Annotated in this window: 15 protein-coding genes; 7 read left to right on the top strand and 8 right to left on the bottom strand. The window is 52.1% G+C overall.

Annotated elements, in window-relative coordinates; genetic code table 11:
* Positions 1-96: 96 nt before the first annotated feature.
* From BUB30_RS32230 to BUB30_RS32200, 7 genes are all read right to left on the bottom strand, one after another.
* Complete coding sequence (locus BUB30_RS32230; protein WP_073142812.1) at positions 97-819, bottom strand: LytR/AlgR family response regulator transcription factor; 723 nt, start codon at positions 817-819, stop codon at positions 97-99.
* Complete coding sequence (locus tag BUB30_RS32225; protein WP_073142810.1) at positions 797-1,855, bottom strand: sensor histidine kinase; 1,059 nt, start codon at positions 1,853-1,855, stop codon at positions 797-799. Before BUB30_RS32225 ends, BUB30_RS32230 begins: the two co-directional genes overlap by 23 nt.
* Before the next feature lie 67 nt (positions 1,856-1,922).
* The gene (locus BUB30_RS32220) at positions 1,923-2,171 is read right to left on the bottom strand and encodes a hypothetical protein (protein WP_073142809.1); all 249 of its coding nucleotides are present in this window, start codon (positions 2,169-2,171) and stop codon (positions 1,923-1,925) included.
* Between the two features lie 47 nt (positions 2,172-2,218).
* Positions 2,219-3,400, bottom strand: coding sequence for a MauE/DoxX family redox-associated membrane protein (locus BUB30_RS32215; RefSeq protein WP_073142807.1), 1,182 nt, complete (start codon positions 3,398-3,400; stop codon positions 2,219-2,221).
* Positions 3,401-3,404: 4 nt separating this feature from the next.
* Positions 3,405-6,254, bottom strand: coding sequence for an excinuclease ABC subunit UvrA (uvrA, locus tag BUB30_RS32210; protein WP_073142793.1), 2,850 nt, complete (start codon positions 6,252-6,254; stop codon positions 3,405-3,407).
* A gap of 209 nt (positions 6,255-6,463) precedes the next feature.
* A complete protein-coding gene (locus BUB30_RS32205; RefSeq protein WP_073142792.1) occupies positions 6,464-7,336 on the bottom strand; it encodes an aldo/keto reductase in 873 nt (290 codons plus the stop codon).
* Between the two features lie 12 nt (positions 7,337-7,348).
* A complete protein-coding gene (locus BUB30_RS32200) occupies positions 7,349-8,110 on the bottom strand; it encodes an alpha/beta fold hydrolase (RefSeq protein ID WP_073142791.1) in 762 nt (253 codons plus the stop codon).
* A gap of 72 nt (positions 8,111-8,182) precedes the next feature.
* Between BUB30_RS32200 and lysA the strand changes: the two genes are divergently transcribed.
* The 6 genes from lysA to BUB30_RS32170 all read left to right on the top strand — a co-directional run bounded on the left by lysA (position 8,183) and on the right by BUB30_RS32170 (position 18,423).
* Complete coding sequence (gene lysA / locus BUB30_RS32195; protein WP_073142790.1) at positions 8,183-9,415, top strand: diaminopimelate decarboxylase; 1,233 nt, start codon at positions 8,183-8,185, stop codon at positions 9,413-9,415.
* Positions 9,416-9,503: 88 nt separating this feature from the next.
* Positions 9,504-11,645: a protein-disulfide reductase DsbD family protein gene (locus tag BUB30_RS32190; protein ID WP_073142789.1), complete on the top strand. Its 2,142-nt coding sequence runs from the start codon at positions 9,504-9,506 to the stop codon at positions 11,643-11,645.
* A gap of 220 nt (positions 11,646-11,865) precedes the next feature.
* Positions 11,866-13,152 carry a peptidoglycan DD-metalloendopeptidase family protein gene (locus BUB30_RS32185; protein ID WP_073142788.1) on the top strand — a complete coding sequence of 429 codons (1,287 nt, stop codon included), beginning with the start codon at positions 11,866-11,868 and terminating at the stop codon, positions 13,150-13,152.
* Positions 13,153-13,236: 84 nt separating this feature from the next.
* Entirely contained in the window at positions 13,237-15,537 is a 2,301-nt protein-coding gene (locus tag BUB30_RS32180; RefSeq protein WP_073142787.1) for a patatin-like phospholipase family protein, read from the top strand.
* A 132-nt stretch (positions 15,538-15,669) separates the two neighbouring features.
* On the top strand, positions 15,670-17,700 hold the full coding sequence (locus BUB30_RS32175; protein WP_073142786.1) for an OmpA family protein: 2,031 nt from the start codon (positions 15,670-15,672) through the stop codon (positions 17,698-17,700).
* A gap of 18 nt (positions 17,701-17,718) precedes the next feature.
* Positions 17,719-18,423: an OmpA family protein gene (locus tag BUB30_RS32170; protein ID WP_073142779.1), complete on the top strand. Its 705-nt coding sequence runs from the start codon at positions 17,719-17,721 to the stop codon at positions 18,421-18,423.
* A 12-nt stretch (positions 18,424-18,435) separates the two neighbouring features.
* Here BUB30_RS32170 and BUB30_RS32165 read toward each other — a convergent pair whose 3' ends face one another.
* Positions 18,436-19,260, bottom strand: a complete 825-nt coding sequence (locus BUB30_RS32165; protein WP_143165173.1) for a hypothetical protein — start codon at positions 19,258-19,260, stop codon at positions 18,436-18,438.
* Between the two features lie 118 nt (positions 19,261-19,378).
* Here BUB30_RS32165 and BUB30_RS32160 point away from each other — a divergent pair, with 118 nt between their 5' ends.
* Entirely contained in the window at positions 19,379-20,812 is a 1,434-nt protein-coding gene (locus BUB30_RS32160) for an aldehyde dehydrogenase family protein (protein ID WP_073142770.1), read from the top strand.
* Positions 20,813-20,951 lie beyond the last annotated feature (139 nt).

Below are 20,951 nucleotides of genomic sequence, written 5' to 3'. Positions count from 1 at the left end.
CGGCGACCAATTGTCGCTGAATCTCGTATTTGCGGCGTGATTCTCTCGGTTAGTTAAATTTCCAAGACTTCGCGATGGATCCGTTAAGCCTGATTTTTACAAGCTCATCATGTCCTTAAACTTCGCCGCCTGCCGTCTGCTCACCTCCACTTTGTCGCCGCCGCGAAGCTTCACCATCAGCCCACCATTGAACCAAGGCTCGATACCTTCCACCCAACTGAGGTTGACAATATGTTTTCGGCTGGCACGGAAAAAAGCACGCTCGTCCAATTTCTCATCCAGCGCATTGAGCGACTTGTGGATCATCGGCCGGTTGCTGTCGAAGTATACTTTAATATAGTTGCCATCCGATTCGAACAGGCGCACATTCGAAAGGCTCACAAACCAACAACGATCGCCGTCTTTCACAAAGACCTGGTCGTTGAGGCCCAGCTTCTTTTCGGGACCGCGGATGGCGGCGTTCTTGGCGCGCTCTTTATCGGCCAGCTTGGCCACCGCTTCGGCGAGACGCTCGGGTTGAATGGGCTTTAATAAATAGTCCAGGGCATTCACTTCGAATGCTTTCAAAGCGAACTCATCGTAGGCCGTGGTGAACACCACCAGCGGAACGGAGTCGAGCTCCTCCAGTAATTGAAAGCCCGTTTTGCCCGGCATCTGGATGTCGAGAAAAAGAAGGTCGGGATTGAGGTCGTTTACCAATTGGGTGGCCTCTTCGGCGTTCATGGCTTCGCCTACCACTTCAATCATGGGATGGTCTTCCAGCAACTTCATCAGTTCTTTGCGGGCCAAACGTTCGTCATCTACGATTAATGCTCTCATGGCTATTGATTTGAGGAATGATTATTTCAGTAAGTACAAAATTATCGTTTTCATTTACAATACGGAAGGAGGCTTCGTCCCCATAAATAAGCTTCAAACGCTGCACCGTATTCTTCAGGCCCAGGCCCGATTTGCTGCGTTTGACCCCATTGATGAGGTGGCCGCTGTTGCGGATATGGATATTCAGCCGGTCGTCTGCGACAAATGTCTTCAGCTGGATAATACCGCCCGGCGTTAGTTTAGAGATGCCGTGTTTGATGCCGTTCTCTACCAGTGTCTGGATCATCAGTGGAGGCACACGGAACTTCGTCGAGTCAGGGTCGATGTCGAACTCCGTTTTCAGCCGCTCTTCAAACCGGATACTCTCCAGGCCCAGGTAGTCCTTCACCATCTTCAGCTCGTCCTCAAAATTGGTAAGCCCCTTCTTGTCCGACGCCAGCGAATTGCGCAGGATATTGGAGAGTTGGTTGATGGCCTGCTTGGATTTGGATGGATTTTCGTCCACCAACGCCCGGATGCTGTTCAGGGCATTGAAGATAAAATGGGGGTTGAGCTGTGACTTCAGGTTGTTCAGTTCGATCTCGATCATGGAAGCCTCGTACTTCAACGATTTATTATAGCGTTCAAAATAGTGGTAGGTGAAATAGAACACCGTCCACAGAAAGAAAACGAAGATATAGAACACAGATTGTCCCAGGATTTGCTGAATATCCAACGCATCCATGGGATTGAACAAACGACCCAGCGCAAGGTTCACCGGGATGCGCAGGAAATACACCAGCAGCCCCATAATGAACAGCGCCACCGAGACACTGGGCAGCAATTTATGCATGGGCAGATACAGCCAGCGCCAGCGGTTCAGCAGCACCCTGAACCCGTGGGTAACCCCCAGGCACAACAGGGCCTCGGCCAGGAGGAAGAGCAGGCGTTTCGTCGAAATTCCCCCCGACGCCAGGTAGCTGCCCACAATTTGGACCAGGGCGTACAACAGCCACCCGCCAATCTGCATCGACCAATATACTCTGTGTTTGTTCACGCCTCTATTTACCGGTAGGTAAAGTTACGCAAACAACGCCACGGTTTCCGCTCTTTTATGTGGATGGTTAGAGGTACTTGAATTGCACCAGCCACAGCAGGAGGAGGCCGGTGCCGATGATAAGCACCCAGGTGGTGATGACCAGCCCCTTTTTATAGGCCAACAGCCGCGGCTCCATGGCCAGGCTGTTGAACACAAAGGCTGTCGCCGCCGATATATAAAGCGACGCCTCGAGGGCATCGTGCCGGGTGAGCTGGTAGATGCCCACGGCAAAAAAAATGAAGGCGAAAAGATATTGTCGGGTTCGTGCGTTCATAGCGGGGAGATAGGGTGCAAGCTACTGGCTTCCGTCAAAAATGCAAATCAAGGGTTGGTGTAATTAGGGTGACGGATCAGGTCGCATCCAAACGTCTGGAGCGCGTTCCGCGAAAGAGGCAACTGACATTCCATAAAAACCATTTTTCCTTCCGGGATATCGTGCCGACAAAATTGCCGCGCGATGGTGTTGAAGATCCGTGTCTCCGGATAGACGGGCACGTGGAGTTCGGCCATCGACCATTGATCGGCGCCAATGATGCGGCCGCCCTGCACCCCGGGCAACGTCACCTCATAGTTGCTGTAGAGGCCATTCAATTTTTTTGCTTCCGTTTCCTCGATGGCGATAAACAAATGGTGGGTCTTGTCGGCATACAGCGAGAACGATAAATAATGATCCCAACGACCAGCCAAATTCAACAACGGCAGCACAAATAGAAGCACAAACGACCCGAGCTGAAGCGCGCGCCACACGGTGGTCTTGGGAAACGCGAAAAGTGTCTCCTCATTTCGCCAGAAAAGCAAAATAACACCCGACATCATCGCTACATTCCAGGGATACACCACATAGTTGCCACCGATGCCCAGCGGGCTTAAATACAGCAGGATAAAAAGATGCGTGCCGACTGCGGCAACAACACCGGTCTTCCGGGTTTTGATAAACACCAGCAGGAAGCCGACGGCTATCTCAATAAAAGGGATAACATAACCCAAAAATTTATAGCGTTCAGGAAGTGATACGCTGAACAAATTCCGCAGCACATCCTGAAATGTTTTGTCGATAAAATTGGGATTGATCTTGTGCACGCCACTCCAAAGATAGCACGCCACAAAGATCCACTGAAGGTATCGCGAGAGCGCGCTTGCATCCGTGGACGGTTGCGAAAAAGCAAAGGGAAGGAAGATGAGAAAATACAAATACACCCAAGGTTGAAGCCGCATCTGATCTTCCGCCACCAGCAGCATGAGCGATGTCAGCATGACGGCGACCACCCCTTGTTTTTTGGTGAACAACAGAGCCATCAAAGAACCGGCGAGCACGATCAGCAGGAAGCCATCGATGGGTCGCAGCACGCTAAGAAAAAAGGAATGCGCGGGCACGAGTGGAAACTGCCGATCGGAAACCCAGAGTTTAAAGCTCAAGCCGATGCCCACTAAAAACGAAAACGCAACGACCCGTGTGAAAAGATCGGTCGCTTGCCTTTCGGGGCCCGGGATAAAATTTTTCACACGATCAGGCCTTCAATTCAAGCTTCAAAAACTTCCCGGTGTAGCTGGCGGGGTTCTTCGAAACTTCTTCCGGCGTTCCCAGGGCAATGACACGCCCGCCCTTCTCGCCGCCTTCGGGACCCATGTCCACGATATAGTCGGCCGACTTGATCACGTCCATGTTGTGTTCGATCACCAGCACGGTGTTGCCTTTGTCCACCAGCTTCTGCAGCACATCCAGCAGGTGAGCGATGTCCTGGAAGTGGAGGCCGGTGGTGGGCTCATCGAGGATGTAAAATGTTTTTCCCGTGTCGCGCTTTGAAAGTTCGGTGGCCAGTTTCACGCGTTGTGCTTCACCGCCAGAGAGCGTCGTGGCGTGTTGCCCCAGGGAGATGTAGCCCAGGCCCACTTCGCTAAGGGTTTGGATCTTCCGGAGGATCTTCGGTTGATTTTCGAAAAACGTTACCGCTTCTTCCACCGTCATGTCGAGCACGTCGCTGATGGACTTTCCACGGAAGCGCACCTCCAGCGTCTCGCGGTTGTAGCGTTTGCCTTTGCAGGTTTCGCACGGCACGTAGACGTCGGGAAGAAATTCCATTTCGATCAGGCGCAAGCCGGCACCTTCGCAGGTCTCGCAGCGTCCACCCTTCACGTTGAAGGAGAACCGCCCGGTTTTATAGCCCCTGATCTTGGCCTCCGGCAATTGCGAGAACAAGTCGCGGATGTCGGAGAACACACCGGTGTAGGTGGCGGGATTCGAACGCGGCGTCCGACCGATGGGAGACTGGTCAACCTCGATCACTTTATCGACTAACTCGAGTCCTTCGATTTTTTTATGCGCCAGCGGCTCGGTGCGCGAATTGTAAAAATATTGATTGAGCAGCGGGAACAACGTCTCATGGATGAGCGTGGACTTGCCACTTCCCGAAACGCCGGTGATGCACGTGAGTGTGCCCAGCGGTATGGTGAGGTCCACATTTTTCAGGTTGTTGCCGCTCGCCTGTGTGAGCTTTATTTTTTGGCCTGTGCCTTTGCGCCGCTCATGAAGGATCTGGATCTTGAGTTTGCCGTTCAGATACTTCGACGTGGAGCTGTTGCCTTTCAGAAATTCTTCCGGCACCCCCTCCGCTACCACATGACCACCATGCCGGCCCGCACCCGGACCGATGTCGAGGATGTAGTCCGACTCCAGCATCATGTCCTTGTCGTGCTCCACCACCACCACCGAGTTGCCCAGGTCGCGGAGATCTTTTAGCGCTTTGATCAGCTTCACGTTGTCGCGTGCGTGCAGACCAATGCTGGGTTCATCCAAAATATAGAGCACGCCCACCAGCTGGGTTCCGATTTGCGTGGCCAGGCGGATGCGTTGTGATTCGCCGCCGCTCAGCGTGCGGATGGGCCGGTTTAGGTTGAGATAGTCAAGCCCTACATCGAGTAAGAAGCCAATGCGTTTGCGGATCTCTTTCAACACTTCCGTGGCGATCACCCGTTGCTTTTCGTTGAGGCGTTTCTCCAAACCCTCGAACCATTTCTGCAGCGCGGTGATGTCGAGCATAGCCAGTTCGGCGATGTTCTTGTCGTCGATCTTGAAATGAAGCGACTCTTTTTTCAGACGCATGCCATGACATTCGGGACAAGTCTTTACGATGGTGAAATCCTCCACCCATTTCTTGATCGCCTCCGAGCCTTCATCGCGTTGCTTTTCCAGGAAGCTGATGATGCCTTCGAATTTTGTATTCCATTCCGTACCCGGATATTTCACCGACGACACCGCTACCGGCACATCGTCGCCATAGAGCATGATCTGGATCACATCTTTTGGGATGTCTTTGATGGGCGTGCTCAACGTGGCTTTATACCGCTTCAAAATGGATTCTATTTTTTTAAAGATCCAGATGTCGCGATATTCTCCCAACGGCAAAATGCCACCCCGGCTAATGCTCAACGATTTGTCGGGAATGACCGAAGCTTCCGTGATCTCTTCGATCTGGCCCAGGCCGTTACAGGTGGGACAGGCGCCATAAGGCGAGTTGAATGAAAAAGTATTCGGCGCCGGTTCATCATAGGCCAGCCCGGTTTTGGGGTCCATCAGAAATTTGGAGAAGTGATGCACCTTTCCATTTTCCTCCATCACCATCATGATGCCCTTACCCTCCTTCAGCGATTTGTTGATGGATTGCCCAATGCGCGCGCGGTCTTTGTCGTCGCCCACAATGCGGTCGACTACAATTTCTATGTCGTGGATCTTGTAGCGGTCCACCTGCATCTTGGCCGTGATCTCCTGCACATCGCCATCGACACGCACTTTGGTATAGCCCGACTTGCGGATCTGTTGAAACAACTCACGATAATGCCCTTTGCGTCCTTTGACGATCGGTGCCAGCAGTACGAGCTTTTTGTTTTTGAAATGCGTCAGCAACGAATCCAGGATCTGGTCTTCCGACTGGCGCACCATCTTCTCGCCGTTAATATAGGAAAACGCTTCGCCGGCGCGGGCAAACAGCAAGCGCATGAAGTCGTAGATCTCCGTGACGGTGCCCACCGTGGAGCGTGGGTTGCGTGAAGTGGTTTTTTGTTCGATGGAAATGACGGGACTCAGCCCATTGATCTTGTCCACGTCGGGGCGCTCCAGGTTGCCCATGAAGCTGCGCGCATAGGCCGAGAAGCTTTCCATGTAGCGGCGTTGCCCTTCGGCATAGATCGTGTCGAAGGCCAGCGACGATTTGCCGCTTCCGCTGATGCCCGTGATCACCACAAGCTTGTTGCGCGGAAAGCTGACGGAAATGTTTTTCAGGTTGTGTTCACGGGCACCGACAATCTCGATGACATCGTGGCCCGTAGTGTCAAATTTCTTTTTCGCTGTTGATTTGGCCATGAAGGGTAATAAAGGAAGAATACAAAAATGTACGGCTTATTGTTGCAGTACAACTAAAAAAGAAAATACATAAACTAAAAGAGAAACCGGGAACTAATCGAATAATCGACCCCATCGTGTTGGGAAAAGGTCAAGCTAAATTAAACGGAGGAAACCACGGAATGGTTCGAAAAAAATAACGCAACGCGAATATAAAATACTTTGACTCTTTAAGGCATTTCTCGCCCCTGAACCGCCTTCAACATCTCAAACCAATCCTGAATATCCAGATGCATGTCAGTGGCCTTGGCGCTTTCGGCTACACGCTCGGGTTTGGTGGTGCCAATCACGGGGAAGATCGATGCCGGGTGTCGCAGCAACCACGCCAGGGAGAGCTGCGCGGGTGTTGCCTGGTAGGCCGGGGCCTTCGAAAAGATCTGCTCCAGGTGCTGACCCAGCAGCGAACCTCCCCCCAAAGGCGACCAGGCCATCGGCGCCACGCGGTGCTTCATGAGCACATCCACATGGCCGTCGAACAAAGGACTGTGGTGGGTGATGGAAATTTCGAGCTGGTTGGTCACGAGCGGAAAGGGCAAATAACTTTGCAGCATTTCAAACTGCGGGGGCGTGAAGTTGGACACGCCAAAGTGCAGCACCTTGCCGCTTTGTCTGAGCGAAGAAAATGCTTCGGCCACCCGCTCGGGGTCCAGCAAAGGATCGGGCCGGTGGATCAGCAACAGGTCGAGCCGGTCGGTGCCCAGCATCTTCAACGAATTTTCGGCCGACCAAACAATATGCTCCTTCGACGTATTGTAATGCTTCACCCAAGACTCGGGCCGTTTGGCCGAAGGAAACTTAATGCCGCACTTCGACACGATCTCCATCTTCTGCCGCAGCCCGGGATCTTGTTTCAGCACCCGGCCAAAGATCTCTTCGTTGCTGTGGTCACCATAAATATCGGCGTGATCAAACGTGGTCATGCCCACGTCCAGCGCCTTGTGAATAAGTTGTTCCACCGTTTCCGTGGCGATGTTCCAGCGCCAGGCGCCCACTACGATGCGCGAAAATACAGGGCCGTCTTTATGAAGGGCTTTGCGTTCCATGAAGGGTTTGGGTTATGCGTTCAACCATTGCGTTACCACGTTCACAAACTCCTGGGGCTTTTCGGCCTGCACCAAGTGGCCGGTTTCCATGGTTTCGAGGCGGGCGTTGGGGAAGATGCTGGTGATCTTTGGCCAGTCGGAGTCGGGCACGTATTTCGAGCGAACGCCGCGGATAAAAAGCGTGGGCTTTTCAAACGTTCCCTGCACCTGAAGGTCCACCCCAATGTTGCTGAGCTGGGCGCTGATGAGGGGCAGGTTGATCTTCCACGAAAATCCACCCTCGGCTTTGCGTTGCAGATTTTTTAGTAAAAATTGACGTACGTCGGATTCGGGCACGTATTCGGCCAACAAGGCGTCGGCTTCGTTGCGCGAGCCGATGCTTTGGATGGGGATGGCGTTCAATCCCTTCACGATCACGTAGTGTTCCAGGTCGTAGAGCCGGGGTGAAATGTCCACAACGATCAACTTCTCCAGCTTGTCGGGATGCGCCAACGCAAAATTCATGGCCACTTTTCCGCCCATGGAGTGCCCGATGATCACCGGGTTTTGAATGTTGTGTGCGTCGATAAATTCAGCGAGGTCGGCCACCATCGAGGGATAGTCGAAGGCCGTGCTGTGGGGCGACAGACCATGATCGCGCTGGTCGACGGTGTATACCTTGAATTGGGTGGAGAAAAGTTTGGCCTGGGTTAGCCAGTTATCGCTGGAGCCGAACAGTCCGTGGAGGATAACGAGCGGCCGGCCTGCGCCGTATTCCCTGAAAAATAATTGCATGCGGCAAATTAAATAAGGGGAACGCAGAATATAAGACCCGGTGCGGTATATTTGACACTTTTAATTTTACCAATGGAACTGTTAGACGGAACCTATTCGATCCAAGGCCTTCCCGTGCTGGACATCGCCCGGCAATTCGGAACACCCCTCTATGTGTACGACGCCAACAAGATCGCCGACCAGATCAAAAGCCTCCGGAATGCTTTTTCGGGCACGGACGTAAATATCAAATACGCCGCCAAGGCCCTCACCAACCTCTCCGTCTTAAAATTGATCCGGAAAAATGGAGCGGGCATCGAAGTGGTTTCCCTCCAGGAAGCCCACATCGCCCTGAAGGCGGGCTTCACCCCACACGAAATCGTTTTCACACCCAGCGGTGTCGACTTCAGCGAGATCGTGGAAGGCGTCAGCATGGGTCTGGGCATAAACCTCGACAACCTGTCGTCGCTTCAAAAGTTTGGTGAGAAGTACAAGAACACTTACCCTTGTGGCATCCGCCTCAATCCGCACATCCTGGCAGGCGGCAACTATAAGATCTCTACCGGCCACAGCAACTCGAAGTTTGGCATTTCGGTCTTCCAGCTTCCGCAGATCCGCGAAGTGGTGGATAAATACGGCATCATCATTCACGGCCTCCACGTCCACACCGGTTCGGAGATCACGGAAACGGATATCTTCCTGAAAATGGCCGAGATCCTTTTCAGCGTTGCCAACGATTTCCCCGATCTCAAATTCATCGACTTTGGCAGCGGCTTCAAAGTGGCCTACAAGGAAGGCGATATGGTGACCAACGTATACGACGTGGGCCTGAAGCTCACCAAAATATTCACCGACTTCTGCCAGCACTACGGACGCAAACTGGAACTGTGGATAGAACCGGGAAAATATATCGTCAGCGAATCCGGAACACTTTTGGTGACAGCCAACATCGTGAAGTCCACACCCACCGTCACCTTTGTGGGGGTGAACTCGGGGCTCAACCACCTCATCCGCCCCATGATGTACGATTCCTATCACCACATTCTCAATGTCTCCAATCCCAAGGGCGGCAACAAGGTCTATACCGTGGTGGGCTATATCTGCGAAACCGACACGTTTGGGGCCGATCGCAAGCTCAACGAGGTGCGCGAAGGCGATGTCCTGGCCCTGAAAAACGCGGGCGCCTATGGCTTTTCCATGTCCTCCAACTACAATTCGCGGCTCCGGCCGGCCGAAGTGATGGTCATCAACGGCGAGGCCAAACTGATCCGCGAACGCGAAACGCTGGACGATATCCTGAAACACCAGGTGGAAATAGACGTCTAGAAATGTCGCCTGGAATACCTTTACACGAGTGGCATCAACTTTTTTGAGAAACCGTTCGTTATTTTAGCACTCGAAAATCTTTGATCCCATGTTGAAACGGTTTGCATACAGCCTCATTTTTAGTGTTTCCCTCCTTGGCGCGAGTCAGGCGCAGATTTTGGAGCCTGCGAAGCTCATCGTGGAAACACCGACCAAAGCCGTGGCCGTCGGCGATGAAATCGAATTGGTGTTTAAAGCCACGATCGATAAAGACTGGCATCTTTATTCTGTAGGCTTTGATGAGGACTGCGGCCCCATTCCGATGACGCTGAAATTTGAGAAACACCCCAGCTTCAGCCTGGTGGGCAAATTGACGGCAGTTGGCGATAAGGCAGAGCACGATAAAAGTTTCGACTGCGATGTGAGGGTGTTTATTGGAAAAGGCGAGTTTCGCCAAAAGATCAAAATACTGTCGCCCGACCTGAAGATCATTGGAAGCTGGGGCGGGCAGGCATGCTCCGAGGTGTGTGTACAAGTGGGTGGCGATTTTATGGTCGGTCCCATCAAAGTACAAGGCGAAAAAAAAAACTCCGGTGAAAAATCCGCCAACCCCACACCGGCAAAGATAAAAACCGAAGCCCAGGTTCCCTCCCCGGAACCAACAACGGTAACAGCAGCTGCGACGGAAACAACGCCAGCAACAACAAAAGTTGACTCCGCAGCTAACGCTACCGTTGGCCATGCTTCACCAAAATTGGCTTACGGCAAAAACAAAGGTCCGCAATTTGATCCTTCTCTGATCAAAGACGATCCTTCGAAGAATTCTTTCCTTGGCTTTTTTCTGTTGTCATTTGTGGCAGGTCTGGTGGCCTTGCTAACGCCCTGTGTTTTCCCCATGATGCCCATGACCGTAAGCTTCTTCACGGGCGGAGGCAAAACAAAAATGCATGCCATCGTCTACGGACTTTCCATTGTTGCTATTTACACGGTGATCGGCTTGGCCGTTGCACCCCTCATGGGTCCGGAAACCGCCAACCATCTTTCAACGGAGTGGCTACCGAACATTATTTTCTTTCTCGTATTCATCGTCTTTGGCCTTTCCTTTTTAGGCTTGTTTGAAATCACGCTGCCCGGCACGTTCATCAACAAGATGGATCAGAAATCGGAAAAGGGTGGCTGGGTTGGCATTTTCTTTATGGCGTTTACACTTGTGCTGGTCTCGTTTTCTTGCACGGGTCCTTTGGTGGGCAGCATCCTGGTGTCGTCGGCCGGCGGCGAGGTTCTGAAACCCGTCATTGGCATGGCTGGATTCTCACTCGCATTTGCCATTCCGTTTACGCTTTTTGCCTTCTTCCCAAGCTGGTTAAGTACACTGCCCAAATCGGGTGGCTGGCTTAACGCCGTGAAAGTGGTGTTGGGCTTTATTGAAATCGGTCTTGCGTTTAAGTTCCTCAGCATCGCCGACCAGGCTTTTCATTGGAGAATACTGGATAGAGAAGTAAACATTGCCATTTGGATTGTCATCATTGCTTTGCTTGGTCTATATCTTATGAAGGCCTTCCGGCTTCCCGGCGATACGGGCAAAGACGTCGAAGACAAACGGGTAAGTGTTCCTCGCCTGATGCTGGCGATGGTCTCCTTCACGTTTTTGGTTTACCTCATTCCTGGCATGTGGGGCGCTCCTTTAAAGGCCCTTGCGGGATATTTGCCACCCCTTTACACACACGACTTTGACTTGATCTCACAGAATACGAAGGCAAATCAGATTTGCGACGAACCCAAGTATGCCGAATTTCTACACCTGCCCCACGGTTTGCAGGGCTATTTTGACTACGACCAGGCCCTGGCCTGCGCCCGTCAACAGAAAAAACCACTCTTTATAGACTTCACCGGTCATGGCTGCACCAATTGCCGCGAAATGGAAGCGGTGGTTTGGTCCGATCCCGAGGTACTGAAGAGACTCCAAAACGACTTCGTGGTCGTGGCTCTATATGTAGACGACAAAACCGAACTCCCCGAGTCGCAATGGTATACCTCTAAATATGACAACAAGGTGAAAAAGACGATCGGCAAGCAAAATGCTGATCTTCAGATCACCAACTTGAACAACAATGCCCAGCCGTTCTATATTCTGGAGGGCAACGACGAGAAAGTGTTGGTGTCGCCCTACGGCTATAAGAAGGATGTCAAACAGTTCGTCAAGTTCCTGGACAGCGCCAAAAAGAAGTTCACCGAGCTGGCTTCAAAATGATGTTTTAACTCTGAATTCGCACATTTCAGGGGTGAGGTATTTTTTGGACAATGTGCAGATCCAGAAGGGTTAAGACCCCTTCAGTGAGATTTTTAATTCTGAAACAATCCGTTATATTTGAATTACAAGGCGTTTCTTACATCGCCTAGGTCTATTTTTTAAACTTTGTATCTTTGTCACTCTATTTTTTAACGCCGAAAGGCTCAAAGACAAGACCCTCATGCAGAAAAAACGCTGGTTTGGATTTTTAATCATTGCCCTGCTCACCGTAGCAGTCGTCCTCGTCAACAGGTATTACCTCCCCACCCTGGTAGAAACGGAAACCGCTAAAGCCGACACCGCTCAGGTGGTTGTCCCGAAAGAACCCAGCATCCTTTATGGGATGGTGGTCGACAACTACACCATCATCGAAGACAAGATCAAACGCAACGAGCGCCTCGGCGATATCTTAACGGCCTACAACGTGCCGGCTAAGCTGATCCACCAGGTGTCGCAGATCTCGCGCAGCATTTTCGATGTGCGCAAGATCGCTCCCAACAAAAAATATACACTGCTCTGCAACCAGGACTCGGCCAAGACGGCCCAGGTGCTGGTGTATGAACCCAACCCTATTGAATACATCGTTTTCCGTTTTGGCGACTCGCTGAAGGTAGACGTGCACAAGCGCGAAGTGGTGATCGTCGAAAAAGGTGTTGCCGGCGAGATCCGCTCCAACCTTAGCGAAACCATCGAAGAACTGGGCATCTCCCACGAACTCACTAATAAATTTGTCGACATCTTTGGCTGGCAGGTAGATTTCCAGCGCCTCCAAAAAGGCGACAAGTTCAAACTCATCTATGAAGAAGCACAGGTGGAAGGACAATCCGTAGGCATCAAACAGATCAACGGCATTTACTTCGAACACTTTGGCAGCCCGTATTACGCATTCCCCTTCGACCAGGGCGACGGCGTTGACTACTTCGACGATCAAGGCAAAAGCACCCGTAAGGCGCTCTTGAAATATCCCATCGAATTCACGCGCATCAGCTCGCGCTACACCATGAGCCGCTTTCACCCTGTACAAAAACGCTGGAAGGCACACCTGGGCACCGATTTTGCTGCTCCCGTGGGCACGCCTATCCGTACCGTGGGCGATGGTGTGGTAGAAGAAGCACAATACAAATCCAACAACGGTAACTACGTGAAAGTACGCCATAACGGCACCTATACCACACAATACCTCCACATGTCGCGCATCGCCGACGGCGTTCGTGCCGGAACACGCGTGAGACAAGGCCAGACCATCGGCTATGTGGGCAGCACAGGCTTGGCCACCGGCCCGCACCTCTGCTATCGCTTCTGGCGCAACGGTGTGCAAGTGGACGCGCTGCGCGTAGAGCTTCCTCCCTCCGAACCGGTGAAGAAAGACCATGTGGCCGACTTCAACAAGGTGAAGGAGAACCTCGTGAAGAAACTGGAGGCTATTCCGTTCCCGGAACAGAAGCAGGATCCGATCGCTTCACTTTAAAATCTTTTTCGTCTCATTTCTTTTATTTGCTCCTCTTTGGAGATCATGTGCATTTCTTAGCTTTTTTTGCTAAACAAATGTTTCATGAGGCGACACGCGCTACTGGTATTCCTTCTCTTTGCGGCAGTTCTGGCCCACGCTCAGCGCGTGGGGCTCGTGCTCAGTGGAGGCGCTGCGAAGGGATTGGCCCATGTGGGCGTTCTGAAAGCCCTGGAAGAAAATGAAATTCCCGTCGACTACGTGGTCGGCACGTCCATGGGGGGGATCATCGGGGGGTGCTACGCCGCCGGCATGAGCCCTTCGGCCATCGAAGACCTGGTGCTTTCCGAGCAATTCCTGCGTTGGATCAACGGCCTCCCCGAAACCGGCTACAACTACTACTACCATCGTCCCGAGGAAACGCCACAGTTCCTGAAAGTGAACCTGGCGCTCGACTCCACCTTCAATTTCCAGCTCAACTCCAGCATCGCCAACGACGTGTCGCTCAATTTTGTGCTGGCCGAAAAAATGGCGCAAGCCTCGGCCATCTCGCGCAACAACTTCGATAGCTTGTTTGTACCCTTCCGGGCGGTGGCGGCCGAGATTTTCACCCAAAACGAAGTGATCCTTTCCAAGGGTTCGCTCAGCGACGCCCTTCGCGCCACGCAAACCGTTCCCTTTTTCTATAACCCCATCCGCGTAGACGGCAAGTATCTTTTCGACGGCGGGGTCTACAACAACTTCCCCGTAGACGTGGCCCAACGCGATTTCAAACCCGACGTCATCGTGGGTGTGAACGTGTCGGGAAAGATCTTTGACGAGTATCCCTACGATCAGGACGAGCGGCTGATCTCGCACTCCCTGCTCTACTTGCTGCTCGACAAATCGGACCCCAAGCGCATTCCGAAGAACGGTGTATACATCCAGCCCAACCTGAAAGGCTTCACGTCCTACGATTTCGCGCAGGTGAAAAGCTTCATCGACAGCGGCTATGCACAAACGATGCGCCAGATGCCCGAGATCAAACAGAAGATCGCCGCCCGGACCACCTGCGAGGATGTGATGGCCAAACGCACCCGATTCAACAACAAGAACGTGCCCATGGCTTTTGATGCCTTGCTTTTCAAAGGCTACAACTCGAACCAACGGGGGTATATACGCGCGATCTTCCGCAACCGGAAAAATCAAAATCAGTTTACCTACAGCGAAATCAAAAAAGGCTATTTCAACCTGGTGTCGGAGGATTATTTCAGCAACACCTACCCGGGAATACTGTACAACCACGAGAAGAACAATTTCAATTTTCAACTCACGCGGCGGCCCCAGCAAAATTTCCAGATCGGATTCGGCGGCGTCATTGCCACGCGCGACATCAGCAACGTTTTCCTGGGATTGAATTATTATTCTTTTAATAAAATATTAACCCACACATCGGTCGGCTTTCAAACCGGAAACTTTTATAAATCGGCGCTCATCAAAATGCGTCTGGACTTCCCCTACCAATTTTATGTGGAGCCCTTTGTGGCGTTCGACAGTTGGAACTACCTGAACAACGACGATCTCCTGGAGCCCGTGTCGTCGCCCTCGAACCCCACCGTGCTGCGGCGCATCAACCGGAAGTATGGTGTGCACGTTGGCGTGCCGGTAAAAAATTCGTTCAAGGCCATCTTGAGCATGGAGGGCATCAGCACCTATGACCGTTACATCAATGGAGAAGTTTTTATCAGCACCGACAAACTGGACGAGCTCCGGCTGAGCGGGTATAAAACCGGTCTGAGTTTCTCGACCAACACGTTGAACCGCCGGCAATACGCCTCCGCGGGAAGAGCGTACTCGTTTTCCGGCGAGTACTTTTCCTTACAAGAAAGGTTCACACCGGGCAACACGTCGGTGCAAACGCAGCCCGTGTCGCTCCACCACTCCTGGTTCCGGCTCAGGGGATCGGCCGAACAGTACGTGAACTTCGGCTGGTACAAACTGGGTTTCCTGGTGGAGGGAGTGATCTCCAACCAGCCGACCTTCCAAAACTACTTTGGCACCATCATCAATGCGCCCTCCTTCTTCCCCATACAAGACAGCCGGACGCTTATCCTGCAAAACTTCCGCTCGTTCAACTACCTGGCCGGGGGCATACGCAACGTGTTTTCCCTTCGAAGTAAGCTCGATTTCCGGGTAGAAGCTTATTTGTTCAAACCCTGGGAATACCTGAGGGAAGACACGAACCAGGACGCCGTGAATGTGGCAGACCTGAGCACGATCTTCTTTGCAGGCTCTGCCAATCTTGTCTTCCACTCACCGATCGGACCCCTCAGCCTTTGCGTCAATTACTACGATGACAAGGAGAACCAGGTGGGGATTTTATTACACGTAGGTTTCCTGTTGTTTAACAAACACTCGCTGGAATAAAGGATCGGTAAAGGCTCGGGGGGCTCAAACATTGGGCAATAGGATTTTAATTCCTTTTTGATGTACTGTTTTGGGCCGAAATTTGATTTTTTTAGCTAAGTTTAAAACTAGAAATTCTAACCCGACGTGTGCATGAAGCGTTTTCTACTTTCCCTGATCTTATTGGCGGGAATAACCCTTACATCAAAAGCCCAAGTGGTTCAATGGGCATCCAAAGTTATCGAGTTTTCGTCAGAGCTAACACCCGTCCAATATTCGGCTAAACAGGCCCTGGGCAAGCCCAACGTGCTGCCGGCCGGTGGCCAAAGTCCAAACGCCTGGGCCCCCGACAAACCCAAACGCAAAGAATTCCTGAAACTGGGTTTCGACAACCCCATCAGCATCCGTCAGATCGCCATCGCCGAATCACACAACCCCAGCGCCATTTACCGCGTGCTGGCCTATGACGAAGCCGGCAAAGAATATGTCGTGAACACACTCAACCCCAGCGCTGTGCCCCTCAAAGGCCGTATGCTCAACTTGTTCATGGATCCCACATCGTATAAAGTAGCCGCCATCAAGATCGAGTTCGATGGTGCCGCCGTGCCCGATTATTACAGCATCGACGCCGTGGCGATCTCCGATTCCAACTACCCCATCATCGCGGACATCCCCACCATGCAGCTGCTGGCCTCCGGCATCCTCATCGAAGCCCTGGACAAAAATGTGAACAGCGAGTACAGCGAGTTAAACCCCTTGCTGTCGCCCGATGGAAAGACACTCTATTTCAGCCGTAAGAACCACCCGCAAAACGTCGGTGGGGTGAACGACAAGGAAGACATTTGGTATTCTCAATTGGATTCGGCAGGTCACTGGCAGTTGGCCCAGAACATGGGACGCGAGTTCAACAACGCCGGCCCCAACTTTGTGAACACCATCCGCTCGGTGACACCCGATGGCAAATCGGCCATCATGTTGCTCGGCAACAAGTATAACAAAAATGGCAAGATGGAAGCCGGTGTTTCCATCAGCTCCAACGTGAACGGCCAATGGTCCAAACCCAAGGCGCTGAACATCGACAACGACTACAACGTCAACGAAAAGGCAAACTACTTTCTCACCGACAACCGCCAGACATTGCTCATGTCGGTAGAGCGCGAGGATACAAAAGGCAGCCGTGATTTGTATGTTTCTTTCTTGAAACAGGATAGCAGCTGGACCGAACCCAAAAACCTGGGCGACGTGGTGAACACCGCCAACGAAGAAACCGCCCCATTCCTGGCCTCCGACGACAAGACCTTATACTTCTCCTCCAACGGCTTTAGCGGCTACGGCGGCAGCGACATCTACGTGTCCAAGCGCCTGGACGATACCTGGACCAATTGGTCCGAACCCGAAAACCTCGGTCCGGAAATCAACTCACCCCTGGAAGACCTCTTCTTCAACATCCCCGCATCCAGCGAGTTTGCCTACTACTCCCGTGGCGTGAGCGAAACCAACACCGACATCTTCCGCGTGAAGCTGCCCATTATCAAAAATCCGGAACCGTGGGTCACGGTTCGCGGCAAGATCATCGACAAAACCACCGGCCAACCCTTGGGCGCCAAGATCGTGTATGAACGCCTGCCCGATGGCAAAGGCGTGGGCATAGCGCAATCCAATCCCGAAACCGGCGAGTATGAGATCAGACTTCCTGCCGGCCACCTCTATGGCCTGCGCGCAGAAGCCGATGGAAAACTTTCGGAAAGTCAAAACCTCGACACGCGCGATATTAAAGCCGACCAGGTGATTGATAAAAACTTCAACCTCGATCCGATCGCCGTGGCGACCATCGCCGAGAATGTCACGATTGTGCTGAACAACGTGTTCTTTGATTTTGATAAAGCCACTCTCAAGTCAGAATCATTCCCTGAGTTGAATCGCGTGGTTACGTTAATGACCGATAAACCGAACATGCAGATTGAGATCTCCGGTCACACCGATACATCGGGTCCCGAGCAATACAACCTCGGCCTGTCGGAGCGGAGAGCAAAAGCGGTCATGAAATATTTTAGTGACAAAGGCGTACCCAAAGACCGCATGACCGTGTTGTTCTTTGGCGAAACCAAACCTACAGAGTCGAACGAAACAAAAGAGGGTAGAAAGAAAAACCGTAGGGTTGAATTCAAGATTTTGAAACTATAATCTTAAACATAAACCTATATGGGAAGAAAATTTTTTAAGCTGGTATTCCCGCTTTTCTTCATCACCACGTGCTCCCTTTGCCAAACGGAAGACAGTCTGATCGTAGCCCAAGGAAAAATCCTAAGCGCCAGCACCAAAGAACCGGTGACGGCCCGCATCACCTACCAAAGCTTGCCCTACGGCAACAAGGTTGGTGTGCTCAATAATAATGCGTATTCCTTTCCCATGTTCGGCAACGAAAAATATTCGATCATCGTGGAGGCCCCGGGCTACTCGGTGGCCAAATACATGCTCGATCCCGCCGAAGCGAAAGACGGAAGGAACGTGATCAAAGACATCGAACTCACCGCGGGCAGCTCAGCCCCTTCCACGGAAGTAGGAAAAGTGATCCGCCTCGATAACCTCATCTTCCAAGTGGGCAAGGCGCGGCTCAGCCCCGATTCGAATTCCGAATTGGAGGCCGTGCTGAACATGATGCAGCAAAACAAAAAGATGGTGATCCAATTGGAGGGTCACACCGACTTTCAGGGCGATCCAAAAGAAAACCTGAAGCTGTCGCAGATGCGTGTGGACGCGGTGAAGAAATACCTGGTGGAAAAAGACATTGCCAAGGCCCGCATCAAAACCAAAGCCTTTGGCGGAAGCCAGCCGCTGTCGCGGGATAACACACCGGAAGCCCACCGCTTGAACCGTCGCGTGGAGCTGCGCATTCTGGAGAACTAAGACTGGATTTTTTTACTGGACGCTGGCCGTCACGGCAAGTTGCTTCTTGCGGAGCGATTGGATGCTGCGCAAATATTTTTCTTTTACCGACACATCCAGGTCGCTCGCCACAACCGAAAGGATGAGGATGCGCGAAAACTCTTCGATGCGCGGCGATGAATAAAGATCCAACGCTTTGCCCAAGTGCTGAACAGCCCCGGGAAACTCGCGTGCATTGAAGGCCACGACGGATAAGTTATAATGCAACAATCCCAACAGTTGATCGAGGTTCACTTCGTTGTAAAGATTGGCTTCGTACTTATAATACGTCTTGGAAGGCGCGCCATCGCGAAGGGCATTTTGTTTGTATTGATTGATCCTCGCCTCGACAAATTTGTCCTTATCCACAAAACCATGCAACGGGTCTGTCGCTTCCAGTAACACCGTACCCTCGGCCGTGGTGGCCAATACGAAAATGTGATAGTTGGTTTCCATGATCCGGTAAGGAATTTGGAAATGGTCCAGCAGCAAGGCATACAAAGCCGTTCCCGAAAGACAATTGTAGGTTTTGCTCTCTGTCAGGTCGCGAAAAGAAGACTGCTCCACATAGGTCTTGAGGAACTGGCGATGGGTTTTTACAAAGAGATATTCCAGGAAGTCTTTTTCCTTGCGGAACGATGTACGTTTTTGTTCGAGCTTGTTAGCAAAATCGGCTATTGCGTCCACATCCACGGTGGTGGGGCCATCGGCCTGGCTGTAGAGGGTGAAGTAATAGGTGAGACGGGAGGTCTGCGCACTTTCCTGTCCCTGGCCAAAAGCCATAAAAGGGATAAAGAAAATAACTGCCCAACTCCTCATGTTACGTTAATGTTAAATCTCTGTTACTAAAGTTAATATATACTTAACAAATATCCATGTTAAATAACCTGGCCGTAATGTATGAGGTGAAGTGGTGGTTTTTTGGCTATTTTGAGGGATGCAAGCCATCGCTCCCACCCCGGCAGTAATTTCCCCTGCCGACGACTTCCGCCGTCACCAGGCCGCGGCCAAAAGCCTGCGCACAGAGCCCATCCAAAACCGGAGAGCCCGCCTGGAAAAACTCAGGGCCTGGATACACCAACACCGCCGGGATATCCAGGAGGCCATGTATGCCGATTTTCGGAAGAATCCCACGGAGGTGGATGCGATCGAGATCTACCACGTGCTCGCCGAACTGAAGCACGCCCTGGACAACCTGGAGGAATGGACGCTACCAACCAAGATCGATGCGCCGCTCACGCTGCTGGGCACACGTTCTTTTATTCAATACGAACCGCGTGGCGTATGCCTGATCCTGTCGCCCTGGAATTATCCTTTCAGTCTTTGCGTGGGGCCCCTCGTGTCGGCGCTGGCCGCGGGGAATGCCGTGGTGATAAAACCTTCGGAACTCACGCCACACGTGTCGGCACTGATCCGCCAGATGGCCGACGAGATCTTCGATGGCGCCATGGTGTCGGTGTGGGAAGGAGGCCCGGAAGTTTCGCAGACGCTTTTGCAGCTTCCGTTCGAGCACATCTTTTTCACGGGCAGTCCTGCCATTGGCAAAGTGGTGATGAAAGCCGCCGCCGAAAACCTGGCGTCGGTGACCCTGGAGTTGGGGGGCAAATCACCTGTGATTGTGACCGCGTCGGCCCATGTGAAAGACGCCGCCAAACGCGTTGCCTTCACCAAGTTCCTGAACAACGGGCAAACCTGTCTCGCCCCCGACTATGTGCTCGTAGACAAGACCATGGCGGCCGATTTTACGAAAGCATTGATTGAACAAACCCAACTGCTTTTCACCGAAAAAGGCGAGTCCTTCGAGAACTCAGCGCACTATTGCCGCATCGTCAATCAAAAACATTTCGACCGTCTCCACGACATGGTGCAAAATGCCCTGGAGCAAGGGGCGAAAATAGAATTTGGTGGAAAGATGGACGCGGCATCGCGTTTTATTCACCCGCTCATTCTCACGGGCGTGCCATTGCAGGCGCGGCTGATGGAGGAAGAGATCTTTGGCCCGGTGTTGCCCGTGCTGGCCTACGACAATCTCGACGAAGCCCTGGCGATCGTCAACGGGAAACAGAAGCCTTTGGCATTGTATGTGTTTGTTAACGATAAAATAACAGAGACACGTGTGCTGGAAGAGACATCGTCGGGCGGAGCGTGCGTGAACGATTGTGGCGTTCATTTTATGCATCCGGACTTGCCCTTTGGTGGTGTGAATAACAGCGGCATCGGCAAATCGCATGGGCATGCGGGCTTTCTGGCCTTTTCGAACGAGAAGGCCGTGATGAAACAGCGCCAGGGCTTCACCACCGCCAACGTGTTTTACCCGCCCTATACGGCCACTGTGCGCAAAATGATGGACTGGTTCCTCAAGCTTTTTTGACCCGCCGTAGCCCGCCTAACAGCCTGTAAAAGAATAAGAAAATCTTTGAACGACCTGCACACGATTTTAACATGCCGTTCCGTTAGGCAGATTTAACCTTCTCTTTAGTAACTTTAACCCCTGAATCGTTATTCAAAAA

The organism is Chryseolinea serpens (genome assembly GCF_900129725.1).
Classification (GTDB): domain Bacteria; phylum Bacteroidota; class Bacteroidia; order Cytophagales; family Cyclobacteriaceae; genus Chryseolinea; species Chryseolinea serpens.
This window is presented reverse-complemented; position numbering and strand designations above follow the sequence as displayed.

What these genes read in the sequence shown, in the direction of transcription:
- BUB30_RS32200 (WP_073142791.1), bottom strand. Translation starts at nt 8,110, where the DNA reads ATGCAATTATTTTTCAGGGAATACGGCGCAGGCCGGCCGCTCGTTATC.
- BUB30_RS32180 (WP_073142787.1), top strand. Translation starts at nt 13,237, where the DNA reads ATGAGGCGACACGCGCTACTGGTATTCCTTCTCTTTGCGGCAGTTCTG.
- uvrA (WP_073142793.1), bottom strand. Translation starts at nt 6,254, where the DNA reads ATGGCCAAATCAACAGCGAAAAAGAAATTTGACACTACGGGCCACGAT.
- BUB30_RS32160 (WP_073142770.1), top strand. Translation starts at nt 19,379, where the DNA reads ATGCAAGCCATCGCTCCCACCCCGGCAGTAATTTCCCCTGCCGACGAC.
- BUB30_RS32185 (WP_073142788.1), top strand. Translation starts at nt 11,866, where the DNA reads ATGCAGAAAAAACGCTGGTTTGGATTTTTAATCATTGCCCTGCTCACC.
- BUB30_RS32165 (WP_143165173.1), bottom strand. Translation starts at nt 19,260, where the DNA reads ATGAGGAGTTGGGCAGTTATTTTCTTTATCCCTTTTATGGCTTTTGGC.
- lysA (WP_073142790.1), top strand. Translation starts at nt 8,183, where the DNA reads ATGGAACTGTTAGACGGAACCTATTCGATCCAAGGCCTTCCCGTGCTG.
- BUB30_RS32205 (WP_073142792.1), bottom strand. Translation starts at nt 7,336, where the DNA reads ATGGAACGCAAAGCCCTTCATAAAGACGGCCCTGTATTTTCGCGCATC.
- BUB30_RS32220 (WP_073142809.1), bottom strand. Translation starts at nt 2,171, where the DNA reads ATGAACGCACGAACCCGACAATATCTTTTCGCCTTCATTTTTTTTGCC.
- BUB30_RS32190 (WP_073142789.1), top strand. Translation starts at nt 9,504, where the DNA reads ATGTTGAAACGGTTTGCATACAGCCTCATTTTTAGTGTTTCCCTCCTT.
- BUB30_RS32170 (WP_073142779.1), top strand. Translation starts at nt 17,719, where the DNA reads ATGGGAAGAAAATTTTTTAAGCTGGTATTCCCGCTTTTCTTCATCACC.
- BUB30_RS32175 (WP_073142786.1), top strand. Translation starts at nt 15,670, where the DNA reads ATGAAGCGTTTTCTACTTTCCCTGATCTTATTGGCGGGAATAACCCTT.
- BUB30_RS32230 (WP_073142812.1), bottom strand. Translation starts at nt 819, where the DNA reads ATGAGAGCATTAATCGTAGATGACGAACGTTTGGCCCGCAAAGAACTG.